Origin of the sequence: Cryobacterium zhongshanensis (assembly GCF_022760445.1) — a bacterium.
Classification (GTDB): domain Bacteria; phylum Actinomycetota; class Actinomycetes; order Actinomycetales; family Microbacteriaceae; genus Cryobacterium; species Cryobacterium algoricola.
Genome location: NZ_JALGAR010000005.1, coordinates 42,978 through 56,094, shown reverse-complemented (window position 1 = coordinate 56,094; position 13,117 = coordinate 42,978). Strand labels below are relative to the sequence as shown.

Annotated in this window: 10 protein-coding genes; 6 read left to right on the top strand and 4 right to left on the bottom strand. The window is 66.6% G+C overall.

Annotation, left to right across the window (positions count from 1 at the left end; translation table 11 throughout):
* Positions 1-66 precede the first annotated feature (66 nt).
* Complete coding sequence (locus MQH31_RS16315) at positions 67-1,080, bottom strand: LacI family DNA-binding transcriptional regulator (protein ID WP_134535800.1); 1,014 nt, start codon at positions 1,078-1,080, stop codon at positions 67-69.
* Between the two features lie 243 nt (positions 1,081-1,323).
* On the opposite strand from MQH31_RS16315, the gene MQH31_RS16310 reads away from it, so the two are divergent.
* The 5 genes from MQH31_RS16310 to MQH31_RS16290 all read left to right on the top strand — a co-directional run bounded on the left by MQH31_RS16310 (position 1,324) and on the right by MQH31_RS16290 (position 8,215).
* A complete protein-coding gene (locus MQH31_RS16310) occupies positions 1,324-2,571 on the top strand; it encodes a sugar ABC transporter substrate-binding protein (protein WP_243012902.1) in 1,248 nt (415 codons plus the stop codon).
* A gap of 39 nt (positions 2,572-2,610) precedes the next feature.
* Positions 2,611-3,594, top strand: coding sequence for a carbohydrate ABC transporter permease (locus tag MQH31_RS16305; protein WP_243012901.1), 984 nt, complete (start codon positions 2,611-2,613; stop codon positions 3,592-3,594).
* Positions 3,594-4,412: a carbohydrate ABC transporter permease gene (locus MQH31_RS16300; protein WP_134535797.1), complete on the top strand. Its 819-nt coding sequence runs from the start codon at positions 3,594-3,596 to the stop codon at positions 4,410-4,412. Before MQH31_RS16305 ends, MQH31_RS16300 begins: the two co-directional genes overlap by 1 nt.
* A 110-nt stretch (positions 4,413-4,522) precedes the next feature.
* Complete coding sequence (locus MQH31_RS16295; protein ID WP_243012900.1) at positions 4,523-6,259, top strand: amylo-alpha-1,6-glucosidase; 1,737 nt, start codon at positions 4,523-4,525, stop codon at positions 6,257-6,259.
* Positions 6,260-6,274: 15 nt separating this feature from the next.
* On the top strand, positions 6,275-8,215 hold the full coding sequence (locus MQH31_RS16290) for a glycoside hydrolase family 127 protein (RefSeq protein ID WP_243012899.1): 1,941 nt from the start codon (positions 6,275-6,277) through the stop codon (positions 8,213-8,215).
* 34 nt (positions 8,216-8,249) lie between these two features.
* On the opposite strand, the gene MQH31_RS16285 is transcribed toward MQH31_RS16290, so the two are convergent.
* A complete protein-coding gene (locus MQH31_RS16285) occupies positions 8,250-9,983 on the bottom strand; it encodes a SulP family inorganic anion transporter (protein WP_243012898.1) in 1,734 nt (577 codons plus the stop codon).
* Between the two features lie 145 nt (positions 9,984-10,128).
* Positions 10,129-11,172: a hypothetical protein gene (locus MQH31_RS16280; protein ID WP_243012897.1), complete on the bottom strand. Its 1,044-nt coding sequence runs from the start codon at positions 11,170-11,172 to the stop codon at positions 10,129-10,131.
* Between the two features lie 244 nt (positions 11,173-11,416).
* On the opposite strand from MQH31_RS16280, the gene MQH31_RS16275 reads away from it, so the two are divergent.
* Positions 11,417-12,511 carry an iron-containing redox enzyme family protein gene (locus MQH31_RS16275; protein WP_243012896.1) on the top strand — a complete coding sequence of 365 codons (1,095 nt, stop codon included), beginning with the start codon at positions 11,417-11,419 and terminating at the stop codon, positions 12,509-12,511.
* Here the strand turns inward: MQH31_RS16275 and MQH31_RS16270 are convergent.
* Entirely contained in the window at positions 12,508-13,104 is a 597-nt protein-coding gene (locus MQH31_RS16270; protein ID WP_134535788.1) for an acetate uptake transporter, read from the bottom strand. The two genes, MQH31_RS16275 and MQH31_RS16270, sit on opposite strands and share 4 nt — an antisense overlap.
* Between the last annotated feature and the right edge of the window lie 13 nt (positions 13,105-13,117).

Sequence of the window (13,117 nt, the reverse complement as noted above, 5' to 3'; positions counted from 1 at the left end):
CGTCACCGGGATGTCCGGGGTGACCTGTGCTGTGACGCCCGTCCTCCCGTGCCGGCCCCTGACCGGTCACAGCCGCGTCGTCGATGCGCGCGGGATGAGGCGCACCGGGACGCGGTGCACTCCCGGATGCGGCTGTCCCTTGATGGCGTCGATGAGTTCGCGTGCCACCGCCCGGCCCAGCTCCTGGAGATTCATGTCTATCGTGGTGATCGGCGGGCGTGAGTGCACGCTGAACAGTTCCCAGTTGTCGTAGCCGACGACGGCAACGTCCTCCGGCACGCGGAGGTTCTCATCGCGCAATTGCTCGATGGCGCCCCGGGCGATCTGGTCGCTTGCGCAGAAGATCGCGTCGAAGTGAAGCCCGGCCTCGACGAGGGCGTGCACGCACTGACGGCCCCAGTCCTCGCTCCAGTCGCCATACAGGTTCTCCCCGCCGACGAGCTGCAGGCCATGTCGCTGCATCGCCTGGGTGGCGCCGGTGAGCCGTTCAACAGCCGCCGAGAAGGTGGGATCGCCGCTGATCGCGACTATTCTGCGTCGGCCCCGGGAGACGAGGTGGTCGATGGCGAGGTCGGTGCCCTGCGAATTGTCCGTCGTGAATGAGGAGTCCTCCGGGTCCTGGCTGGCGGCGAAGGCATAGGCCACCGGCACTGTCACCTGGTCCGTGATCGAAGGGCGGGACGTGTCGCTGTCGCCCAGGACGACGATGCCGTCGACGCGTTTCGCCATGAGGGTGCGCAACTGGTGCGACTCCCGGATGGAGTCGTTTCGGGCATCCGTGAGGATGACCGACGTCGAGTCCGCACCGAAGGCGTCTTCGACGCCGAGAAGGATCGGAACGACGAACCGGTTGGCGAGGTCTGCGGTCAGGACGCCGATGGTACCCGTGATCGACGAATTGAGTGCGCGGGCGAACGGGTTGGGAGTGAAGGCGAGGCTGCGGGCCACCTCCTCGACATGGCGCCGGGTTGCCTCGCGCACGACGGTCTTGCCGTTGAGAGCCTTGGACGCCGTCGCGATGGACACGCCGGCGGCACGCGCCACGTCGGCGAGCGTGACTGCGTCATTCGTCTTGCCCATGGTGTCCTTTCGCCTATGAAACCGATGTCGACACCGGGCCATCCTGCGGCCGAGTCGAGTGAAACCCTACGAGAAAAGACTGTACCCCGCGTGCCCCGCAATTCAGTGACAAAAGAGACGAATTCCGATTGACGTACCGGGAAATTCAGTGCTAGCCTCGCCCTGTTGAAACTAGTTTTATTTGTTTCACAATTCTGCCCTGATATTCCTGCCCTATTCCAAAGAAGGAAAAACGTGATGACAATGAAGTTCGTACGTAGCACGATGGCAGTCGCCGGGGTCGCGACCCTCGCACTGGCCATGGTCGGATGCTCGGCTGCCGGCGGCGCCTCCAGCAGTGCTGGCAGTACCGAGTACACCGTGTGGGATCCGTATCCCCAGCACGACGCCAGCTCTGACTGGGCCAAGCGCATCGACGCCTGCGGTGTCGATGCCGGCGTGACCATCAAACGCACCGCGTACGACTCGCAGTCCCTGACCAACCAGTCCCTGCTGGCCGCCCAGGAAGGCACGGCCGCTGACGTCGTGCTCCTCGACAACCCGGCAGTGACCACGCTCGCCGATACCGGCGCCCTCAACGACATGGATTCGATCGGGCTCGACACATCGGCCATCGACCCCAACCTTCTCGGGGCAGGCGTGCTCGACGGCAAGACCTATGGCGTCCCGGTCGGGGCGAACACCCTTGCGCTCTACTACAACAAGGACATCCTCGATGCCGCCGGCGTCGACCCGGCAACGGTCACAGACTGGGCCACCCTCACCGCGGCCCTGCAGAAGGTCTCGACCAACGGGCACAAGGGCATCACGTTCGCGGGCTTCGCGAGCGAGGAGGGCACGTTCCAGTTCCTGCCGTTCTTCTGGGGAGCGGGAGCAAACCTCAACAAGCTCGACTCGACGCAGGCGGTCTCAGCGCTGACCCTCTGGACCGACTGGGTCAACCAGGGCCTCGCACCGAACTCGGTGATCACGAACTCCCAGAACACCACCTGGGAGGAGTTCCTCACCGGTGACTTCGGCTTTGTCGTGAACGGTACGTGGCAGGTCAACAGCGCGTCGAAGGCAGCCTTCAAGACCGGCTATATCACCATCCCGGCGGAGGCCGGGGGAGCCGCACCCGCCCCGACCGGAGGCGAGTTCATGGTCATCCCGACGCAAAAGGACACCGCACGTTACGACGTGTCCAAGAAGATCGTCGAGTGCATGAGCACCACCGCAGGCCAGGTCAAGACCGCAGACACGTTCGCGTACTACATCCCGGCGACGTCGGCCGGCCAGTCGGCCCTCCTCGTCGAGCACCCGGAACTCTCGGTGTGGGTCGATGCCGTCAAGGCGGCCAAGGGCCGCACGAGTGACAACCTCGGCGCGAACTACCCGAAGATCTCCGAGCAGGTCTACACGGCCGTTCAGAACGCACTGAGTGGAGCGATGACACCAGCGGAAGCCCTGAAGGAAGCGCAGGCGGCGGCCGCAGCAGCCACGACCAAGTAGCCCGAACCTTTTCCCACACAACACGAAGGGCATCCCACTATGACCACACTGCCTGTCCGCGTCGGGGCCGACCGCCCCGACGCGGGCGGGGCGGTCGGCACCCCCGCTCCGCTCCCACCGAAACAACGATCGAGGCGAACGTCCTTCGGCACCAACCAGTGGGTTGCCCTGGCCTTCGTGGCACCGCTCATCGCCTACCTCGTCATCTTCTATGCCTTTCCGCTCTATCGGAACATCGAACTGAGCCTCCACGACTACACACCCCGTGCGTTCGTTCAGGGCAACGCCGCATTCGTCGGCATCGAGAACTATGTGGCCGTCTTCGGATCGAAGACGTTCCCCAAGGCGCTGGCCAACACCGCACTGTTCACGATCGTCTCAATCGCGTTCCAGTTCGGAATCGGCCTCATTCTCGCGGTCTTCTTCCGCAACAACTTCCGGCTCAACGGCGTCCTCCGCGGACTGTTCCTGGTTCCCTGGCTGCTCCCGTTGATCGTGTCCGCATCGACCTGGTCGTCCATGATGAACTCGGACAACGGTGTCATCAACTCGGCCCTCGCCGTGATCGGGGTGGCGCCCGTGAACTGGCTGACCTCGCCCGACCTGGTGCTGGCCTCGGTGATCATCGCCAACATCTGGCTCGGCATTCCGTTCAACCTCGTCGTCCTGTACTCGGGCCTGCAGAACATCCCTGAGGATCTCTATGAGGCGGCCTCCCTGGATGGCGCGAACGCCTGGCAGAAATTCTGGCGGATCACATTCCCCTTGCTCCGCCCCGTGTCCCTCATCACGATCCTGCTCGGATTGATCTACACGCTGAAAGTCGTCGACATCATCTGGATCATGACCGCGGGCGGTCCAGGCGACTCGTCGACGACACTGGCGACCTGGTCGTACCGGGAGGCATTCGGAACGGGCAACCCCGACTTCAGCCCGGCGGCCGCCGTCGGCAACGTCCTGATCCTGATCGCCTTGATCTTCGGATTCATCTATCTGCGCATCCAGAACAGGACGGAGAAATAATGTCTCATCGACGCTCCTGGTGGAAGACCGGAATCGGACTCGTTCTCACCGCCGTGATGCTCTTCCCCGTGTACTGGATGATCAACGTGTCCTTCACGAAGACCAGCGACCTGCGCGACTCCCCGCCGAACCTCTTCCCGTTCGCACCCACACTCGACGGGTACACGGCGGTGCTCTCGCAGCAGCTGCCGTATCTGGGTACGAGCCTCCTGATCGGGCTCGGCACGGTGCTGGTCACACTCGTCATCTCGGCGCCCGCCGGGTACGCCCTCGCCAAGCTTCGCCTGCGCGGCGCGGCCCCGCTCACCTTCATCCTGCTGGTCGCGCAGATGATCCCCGGGGTCGTCATGGCGATGGGCTTCTACGCGATCTACCTGAACAGCGGGCTCCTCAACACCGTGGGGGGCCTGATCCTCGCGGACTCGACGATCGCCGTTCCCTTCGGGGTGCTGTTGTTCACCGCGTTCATGTCCGGAATCCCCAACGAACTGATCCAGGCGGCCACCGTCGACGGGGCCGGGCCGTGGCGCACGTTCCGCTCGATCATCCTGCCCGTCAGCCGCAACTCGGCGATCACGGTCTCTCTGTTCGCGTTCCTCTGGGCCTGGTCCGACTTCATCTTCGCATCGACACTCTCGCGGAGCGGACAGTTCCTGCCGATCACACTGGGGATCTACAAGTACATCGGCAACAACACCTCGCAGTGGAACGCCATCATGGCGACCGCCGTGGTCGCGTCGATTCCGGCGGCAATCCTGCTCATCGTCGCCCAGCGGTACGTGGCCGCCGGAGTGACCGCCGGCGCCGTCAAGGACTAATCAACCGGCACGCACCGGGCCCCTCGCCCGCCTCGACGGCGACGCGAGCGCCCGGGCGTGCCGCCGCGCCCGTATCGGCCCGACGCCGGGTACCTACCGAAAGGCTCAGCATGACCACCACCGTCCAGCCCCAGACAGCGCAGGCGCTCACCTTCGATGTTCGCGACATCCCGTTCAGCACGAAAGGCGCCTGGTTCGACCTCTCGCCGGTTGTGGCCCTGCACACCACCGCGGAGGACGTGCACCTGGTCTCGCACCAGACCGGAATGCACGCCGTCTTCGTCCTCGTTCCGGAGACCGACGGAACGCGAACCGAGACGACCATCACGGCGTCACCCTCCCTCCTGACCTGGACCGCGTCGGACGGCGAGATCGACGCGGCCTTCGACGGAGTGACCTGCCTGCGCATCCGTGGACGGGGAATCAGCCTCAGAATCGGGGACGCATCGACCGGCCTGACGCCGTTCACGGGCACGTATCTCTTTCGCGATCCGATCGACGGTGCCGCCGTCTTCACGTCGTACGAAACCGGGCGTCGGTATCGAGTCACGAGCCTGAAGGGCGACCTGGACCTGGTGGGCGCCGAGGCCCTCGGCGTCCACGTCCGGGATGCGGTCGCATCAGGGGACGACGGCTGGGAGGTCGCGATCGAGGAATTCGAATCGGCACGACCGAGCTACCTCCCCCTGCTCGGCTTCACCGACGTCGAACGCGCCACCGCCCGGGACTTCTCCGCCTACCTCGACCGGCTCGCCGGCTGGAGGGACGCGCGGACGCCCGCGGCAGACCTTGCCGCCTATGTGATGTGGTCGGCGACGGTTCGACCGCTCGGTTTCCTCAGGCAGGAATCGATCCTGATGTCGATGCACTGGATGGACAAGGTGTGGAGCTGGGACCACTGTTTCAACGCACTGGCGCTTGCTCCGGGCGACCCGGCCGCGGCACTCGCGCAGTTCCGGCTCATCTTCGACCACCAGGACGCGTCCGGGGCACTGCCCGACTCGGTCACCCACTCCGAGATCCTCTACAACTTCGTGAAGCCGCCCATCCACGGTTGGGCGTTCGACAAGCTCCGTCAGCGGATGCCCGGAGTTCTGTCACCGGAAGACCTCACGAACATCTACGACGAACTCTCGGCATGGACGGACTTCTGGCTGGATTCGCGCCGCATTGACGGACACGAGCTTGCGCACTATCAGCACGGCAACGACAGTGGCTGGGACAATTCTTCGACCTTCGACAGCGACAGGGTCATCGAGGCGCCGGACCTCGCCGCCTTTCTGGTATTGCAGCTCGACACGCTCGCGAGACTCGCCGACGAACTGGGCCTGGACGCCGGGGCGACCCGGCGTGCCGAACGCGATGCGATGGCAGCGGCCCTGCTCGCCGAGTTGTGGGACGGCGACACCTTCATCGCCCGTGCTCCGCTGAGCGGCCGGACGAGCTCCACGACGAGCCTGCTCAACCTCCTGGCACTCGTCGCCGCCGAATTCCTGCCCGTCGAGGTGCGGGAACGTGTGGCGGCCTCCATCGCCGGTCACCTCACCCTGTGGGGCCCCGCGACCGAGCTTCCCTCGTCGCCGAACTATGAGCCCGACGGGTACTGGCGAGGTCCGATCTGGGCGCCGTCCACGGTCATCGTCGAGGACGGGCTCCGGAGTGCCGGTTTCGTGACCCTGGCCGACACCGTCAGTGCGCGCTTCCGCCGCCTGTGTGAAAAATCGGGCTTCGCGGAGAATTTCGACGCACAGACCGGTGAGGGCCTCCGCGACCGGGCGTACACCTGGACCGCGAGTTCCTACCTCCTGCTCGCGCAGGAAGCGCTCATCCGAGCGTCCGACAGCTGACCGAAAGAGAGAAACATGCCGTCTCGCATCGCACCACCGACACTCCGCGGCGGTCCCGTCCAGCCGTCAACGGGCGCTCTCCAGGCACTCGGACCAGACGAGGTGTCGCTCACCGGGGGGTTCTGGCGGGAGAAGCAGGAACTCAATTCCGAGGTCATCCTCGGTCACTGCGAGCGGTGGATGGAGCGGATCGGCTGGATCGGGAACTTCGATCGTGCCGCCCTCGGCACGCTGGGGACCGACCATTCCGGAATCGAGTTCGTGGATTCCGAGGTGTACAAGCTGCTCGAGGCTCTGGCCTGGGAACTCGGACGGAAGCCGGACGATGCCCTCGAATCCAGGTATCGGGCCCTCGTCGCCCGCGTCGAGGCCGCGCAGGAGCCCGACGGTTACCTGCACACCAGCTTCGGGCGCGCCGGTCAACCACGGCGCTATTCGAACCTCGAATGGGGTCACGAGCTCTACTGCTTCGGCCACCTCATCCAGGCCGCCGTGGCGCGGCTGCGGTCCGGTTGCGACGATGAGCTCGTTCAGGTCGCCAGGCAGCTGGCCGACCACGTCTACACCGAGTTCGGTCCAGACGGCCGCGACGCGGTGTGCGGCCACCCGGAGATCGAGGTCGCTCTCGTCGAATTCTCCCGCGCCACCGGCGACGCACGCTACCTCGAGCTCGCGGGCATCCTCGTCGAGCGGCGCGGGCGCGGACTACTGAAGGCCGATCGGTTCGGCGCGGAGTACTTCCTCGACGACCTGCCGGTGCGGGACGCCACAGTGCTCCGCGGTCATGCCGTGCGGGCGCTCTACCTTGCCTCCGGGGCCCTCGACGTCGCCGTCGAGACCGGCGACGCGGCGCTCGCTGGGGCGATCGCCACCCAGTGGGAGAACACCGTCGCCCGGCGAACATACATCACGGGCGGCGTCGGTTCGCATCACCTGGACGAGGCCTTCGGCGAGGACTATGAGTTACCTCCGGACCGGGCGTACGCCGAAACGTGCGCCGGCATAGCCTCGGTGATGTTGAGCTGGCGTCTCCTGTTGCAGACCGGTGATTCCCAGTACGCAGACCTGATCGAGCGCACACTGCTCAACAACATCCTGGCCTCGCCTCGCGAGGACGGCCGGGCCTTCTACTACACCAACACGCTGCACCAGCGCGTGGACGGTACCGTGCCAGAAGAAGACGAGATCAGCGTGCGCGCCCAGTCGAGCTTGCGCGCGCCCTGGTTCGAGGTGTCCTGCTGCCCGACCAACATCGCCCGCACCCTGGCCAGTGTGAACCTGTACTTCGTGACCAAGACGGGCACAGGAGTGCAACTGCACCAGTACGGCGACTATGACGTGTCGACCCGGCTCGAGACGGGCTCGATGTCCCTCGGCGTGCAAACGGGATACCCGTTCGACGGCGCCGTCTCCGTGCTCATCCGTGAGGCACCGGATGCCGCGGCCTCCGTCTCGTTCCGCATTCCCGCGTGGGCCGTCGGCCGCGCGGTCGTGCACGTCAACGGGATACCCGTCCCGGGCTCCGGGGCGACGATCACGGTCTCGCGCGCCTTCCGCGCCGGTGACGAAATGACACTCCACCTGCCGATGACTCCGAGACTCACGCGGCCGCATCCGTCGATCGACGCTGTTCGTGGAACGGTGGCCGTCGAGCGCGGCCCACTCGTGATGTGCCTCGAATCCACCGACCTTCCGGATGGGCGGGCGCTGGCCGGAATCCTCCTCGACGACGGTGCCGACCTCAGGGAAACGGCGAGGGGTGTGCGTGCGCACCTCGTGCCCGCGGAGATCCCGAAACCCGACTGGCCCTATTCCGACGGCGCGTGGTCAGGCACCGGGGACACGGGCTTCGACGTGGAACTCATTCCCTACTGTGCCTGGGCGAACCGTGGCCCGTCCACGATGCGCGTCTGGCTGCCTGTCGCCCTCCCCGGCCGCGGGACGGCTCGGGCCTGAGCGCTGCCGGTGCGGCCGCGCGCGTGACCGGCGCTCAGGATCCGGCGTCGTCAGCGGCGGGGGCGTCGTCATCGAGCCCCGCCAGCCAGGCCTCCGCGGCGCTGTATGCGGCGAGGCTCGACTCGCCGACCTGCTCGGTCGCTTCGAAGATCTCGACATGCCCGGACTCCTCCACCGTGCGGTTGCTGCGCAGCTGGCGGAGAACACCGGGGTCGATGCCGCTGAGGAACAGGCGGCCACCGACGGCGGCGAGCCGGGCCGAGTAGTCGGAGAGCACGGCGAAGGACGTCGATCCGAGCGTGGCACGCCCGCGGAGCCGGATCACCACGGCCGGGTGCAGCGCAGGCGCCGGATCGGGGAGCCGCGCCTGGAGCGTGCGCGCTCCCGCGTAGTAGAGGCTGCCGTAGATGTCGAGAACGACGGCGCGCCGGGAGGCGAGCACTTTCGGAGCCGGACGCTCGAAGAATCGCCCGCTCGAGTCGGGTACCCATTCGACCACCCGCAGGTCGAGCGCCTCCTGATTTAACTGCATGAGCAGCGCGAGGGCGATGCCGATGCCGACCGCGGCGGCGACCGGGAGCAACAGGGTCGCGATGAACGTCGTGATCACGGCGATCTGGGAGATGCGGCCCGTGCGCAGAATCGCTCTGAGCGATCCGGTTCGAAAGGAACCGACCGCGGCGTAGATCAGCACGGCGGCAAGGGTCGACATGACCACACTCCCGACGAGGCCCGAGAATGCCACGATGATCAGGGCCATCCACAGCCCAGAGAAGATGGCGGCCCACCGGCCCCGCGCACCGGACGCGACATTGAGGGCGGTCTGGCCGACCGACCCGCCGACGGGCTGCCCCCTGAACAGGCCGGACACGAGGTTTCCGACGCCCTCGGCGATGAAGTCCCTGTTCGGATTCGACGGGGTTCCGTCCGGATTCGGCGCCGCTTCGCTCACCCCTGCGCCCTGGATGAGGACGAGAGCGGCGACGGAGAACGCACCTGTGGCCAGGCCGAACGTGAAGTCGCCGAGGCGCGGCAGGCTCGGAAGGGGGAGACCGGACGGGATTGCACCGACGTCGCTCACCAGGGGGATGGACCCGGAACCCCAGACGAAGACGGCGATGCTCGGGAGCACGAGCGCGATCAGCGCGGATACCGACCCGATTCGGGTGCGGCCCAGGACCAGAAGCAGGAGCAGCGCGGCCAGGCCGGCGACCGTCGTCGGGAGATCGACCAGGCCGGGGTGGATGATGACGTCCCACGTCTTAGCCAGTGCGAACTGCCCCGTCGCCTGCGCGCCGAGGAGGTCGGGAATCTGCCCGAAAATGATATTCGCACCGATACCGGACAGGAACCCGACCATGACCGAGTGCGGCACGAAGCGGGTGTACCGGCCGAGTCGGGCGACACCGGCGGCGATCATCAGAATTCCGGCGATGAGGGTGAGCAGGAACAGCGCGCGGGATCGATCCGCCTCGGGAACAGCGGCGACGGCAGAACCGGCCGCCAGCGCGGACGCGCTTGTCGTCGTGATGACCATGAGCCGGGTGCTCGAGGAGAGGCCGCCCGCGACCGGCCCGAAGATGCTCGCGTACAGGCCGTGCACGGGATTCACGCAGGCGAGGACACTGGCCGCCATACCGTCAGGGACGCTGCCGATCGCACCGGGGAGCCCGGCGATGAGGTCCTTGACCAGGGTGCCCCGCTCCGGTGCGACGCCACGGAGCCAGCGGAGTGCGGCACCGATCGCCCGGTCACGCCGCACGCTCATCGGGACTCGCTTTCAACGAACGCCGGTGCCTGCACCGCCGGACGGGCCGATCCGTCGAGGGCATACTAGTCCCGCGCCGGCTCCGGTCGAGCGATCTCGTCGACGCTCCGGGTCGGGTGTACCGCGCCCTGCTGTGGTCACCGGTTCACGGAAAGTCGTGAAGCGACCATTCGCCGGAGGCGCCCTCGACGAAGGTGCGGACGCGGGCCCAGTCTGAGAGGTCGAGTTGAGCCTCGGCCAGAGCGGGATCGGTGCCGGCACGGAAGACGATCTGAGCGTATGTGCCGGACACGGAATATCCGACGATGTCGTTGCGACCGTCGAGAACAGTGGCCAGGGCGAGTGCCCGGGTGAGGGAACCACCGTCGGACTCGAGCAGGACGGTCCGGGACCCGTTCGTCCCGTCGTCCGGGATCCTGTCGGGTGAGTATGCCTCGTGCCGGATCGTGGGACCGGGGAGGGTGGTCGTCACCGACGCATCCGCCAGGACCGTGCGCGCGACCCGCACCGAGCGTGCGGCCAGCTCCACGGCCGGCAGACCGGAGGACACGACGGTGACATCGAGGTTGGCGTTGCTCGTGTCGTAGATGAGGTCATCGTCCTGGTCCCGCCACGAGACGGTGACGCGGGAGACGCCGTCGAGGGCCAGCACCAGTCGGGCGAGCCTCAGCCGGGGCTCATTCAGTGCAGCCTCCTGGGAGATGCCGACGTTCAGCCGATCGACGTCGAGCCGGACCATCAGCCGCGAGTCGGAACTGAGCTGGACGCCGGCGAGGGCCTGGGAAACGTGCGCGGCCAGGTCGTCCACTGCCGTGTCCGTGAGTCCCGGTACGGCGGTGACGGTCAGGAAGCCGTTGTTTCGAAAGGACAGGTCGCCCGCGCTCGAGTGGGCGTCGCCCACGGAGGCGACACCGGGAATCGTACCGAGTGCCTCGCTGAGCCTGGCCAGCGAGGACGTGGAATCGGGGACGAATGCTCGCGTGACGGCCGTTCCACCCGTGGTCAAGACGATCGGGAGACCCACGCACACGACACCGATCACGGCCAGGACAACGATGCCGGCAGTGGCGGCGCCCAGGCGACGAGCCCACCGCGTGTGGCTTGTCTCGACGGGGACGTCGGCCTCCTGACGCAGCAGGTCTTCGATTTTGTCCCGATCAGAGCTGGGATCGCGATCGAACGGCTTCATGATCTCAACCTAAGACATTGTTGCGGCTTTCCGGTCATCTCCCGCCGTCGCCGGAGTATGGCATTCATCACCAACATTCCCTGCGATCGTGACGATTCGCCATCGAGGCACGTCTTACTAGTGACTGTTTCCAATCTTGAACCGGTGGACAGTCCACGCCTGCCCCCTCTCTTCGGTGGAGGGCGTTCGAATCGTCGCGTCGGCACGCCTTCGCGACTCGATCGCAGTACTGGAACGAGGCATCATGCTCCACTCCACCTTTGCTCCCGCGACCCTGTCGGCTCGTGGCCCGGTCAGCGAACGGCTCCTCGCCGCACTCTCCGGGCGTACCGAACGCGGAGGGACCGTCCTCGACGGGTTCGAGGCGCTCGCCGCAGGTGCCCTCGGACGCGCCCCGGACGTCCTGGTCGACGACGACCTGCAGCTGACTCTGTTCCTGCTCTACCGCCTGCACTACGACGGTGTCGTTCCGGGCGACGAGGAGTGGGAATGGCACCCCGAGATCCTGGCCGCACGCGTCGTCCTCGAGCGCGGTTTTGAGGCTGCACTGCGGGGCTCGGCGCCGCGGCCGCCACTGCCCGCGGCGACCCGTGACGACGTCGCCCGTGCACTGTTCACCCTGACCGGGCACGAGCACAACCCCGGCCTGGCACTGTTCGTGGCGCGCGCGGCCTCCCGGCAGCAAGCTGTCGAGTTCCTCGTGCATCGCTCGGTCTACGCGCTCCGGGAGGCGGATCCGTACGCCTGGGGGATCCCGCGTCTGTCCGGCCGGTCCAAGTCTGCACTCATCGAAATCCTCGCCGATGAATACGGTGACGAGCGGGTCGAGCGGATGCATTCGGTTCTGTTCGAGACCGCCCTGCTGTCGGCGGGGCTCGAGGGAGACTACGACGCATCCATCGACACCGTCCCGGCCATCACGCTCGCTTCCCTCAACGCGATCTCGATGTTCGGGCTCAACCGGCGCCTCCGCGGCGCGCTTGTCGGGCACCTGGCCGCGTTCGAGATGACCTCGACGATTCCCAGCCGCTTGTACTCCGATGGATTCCAGCGACTCGGTTTTGACGACAGCGTGGCCCGGTACTTCGATGTACACGTCGAATCCGGCTTTGCACGTGAGCAGTCGGCCTGCCGGGACCTGGCTGGTTCTCTCGCCGAAGACGACCCGGAGGCGGTCGGCGACATCATGTTCGGAGCGAGCGTGTTCCTGTCCCTCGATGACCGTCAGTCGGCGCATCTGCTCGGAAGCTGGGCGGACGGGTATTCGTCTCTGCGATCCGACGCGAGGGCGACCGCCGAGCTGCCCGCGGTCACGGTGGGGGAACCCTCCGGTTTTTAAGAGCGGAAAGCACCCACCGGGAACACGGCGCGTCCCCAGGTCGCGTTCACGACGGTGGCCGCCGAACCGTACCAGGCGGCTAGTGCCGTCGCGAGGCCGAGCCATCCGCCCGCCTGGCTGATGCCGCCGAGTCCAGTGAAGGCGCCGATCGCCAGGGCGAGGAAAGTGATGGTGAGCAACGCGAACACGGCGAGTGTGACCCGATTGGTCTTCACCGCTGCAATCGTCATGTACGCGGTGAAGATGGCCCAGGCCAGCAGATAGGTACCCACTCCGCTCGGTCCCGCCTGCTGGGCGACGGCCGGGTTGGTCTCGAGCCACCAGAACGACAGCCAAAAGGCTCCGAACGAGGTGAATGCCGTCGCCGCGAAGGTATTGCCTCTGGCGAACTCCCACATTCCGGCCGCGAACTGGGCCAGTCCGCCGTAGAAAAGCGCGACGGCGAGCACGGAGGCACCGGCCGCCGGCACCCAGCCGGTGTTAGCGAGGCTCAGCACGAAGGTGGTGAGTGCGAAGGCGCCCAGCCCGAGCGCTCCCGGATCCGCAAGCTTCACGGGGACGGGCATGGGTTCGGACACAGAGACGACACTCATCGGACAACCTGAC

Excerpts from the sequence above, each read along its gene's own strand:
- MQH31_RS16315 (WP_134535800.1), bottom strand. The coding sequence starts at position 1,080 with ATGGGCAAGACGAATGACGCAGTCACGCTCGCCGACGTGGCGCGTGCC.
- MQH31_RS16310 (WP_243012902.1), top strand. The coding sequence starts at position 1,324 with ATGAAGTTCGTACGTAGCACGATGGCAGTCGCCGGGGTCGCGACCCTC.
- MQH31_RS16305 (WP_243012901.1), top strand. The coding sequence starts at position 2,611 with ATGACCACACTGCCTGTCCGCGTCGGGGCCGACCGCCCCGACGCGGGC.
- MQH31_RS16300 (WP_134535797.1), top strand. The coding sequence starts at position 3,594 with ATGTCTCATCGACGCTCCTGGTGGAAGACCGGAATCGGACTCGTTCTC.
- MQH31_RS16295 (WP_243012900.1), top strand. The coding sequence starts at position 4,523 with ATGACCACCACCGTCCAGCCCCAGACAGCGCAGGCGCTCACCTTCGAT.
- MQH31_RS16290 (WP_243012899.1), top strand. The coding sequence starts at position 6,275 with ATGCCGTCTCGCATCGCACCACCGACACTCCGCGGCGGTCCCGTCCAG.
- MQH31_RS16285 (WP_243012898.1), bottom strand. The coding sequence starts at position 9,983 with ATGAGCGTGCGGCGTGACCGGGCGATCGGTGCCGCACTCCGCTGGCTC.
- MQH31_RS16280 (WP_243012897.1), bottom strand. The coding sequence starts at position 11,172 with ATGAAGCCGTTCGATCGCGATCCCAGCTCTGATCGGGACAAAATCGAA.
- MQH31_RS16275 (WP_243012896.1), top strand. The coding sequence starts at position 11,417 with ATGCTCCACTCCACCTTTGCTCCCGCGACCCTGTCGGCTCGTGGCCCG.
- MQH31_RS16270 (WP_134535788.1), bottom strand. The coding sequence starts at position 13,104 with ATGAGTGTCGTCTCTGTGTCCGAACCCATGCCCGTCCCCGTGAAGCTT.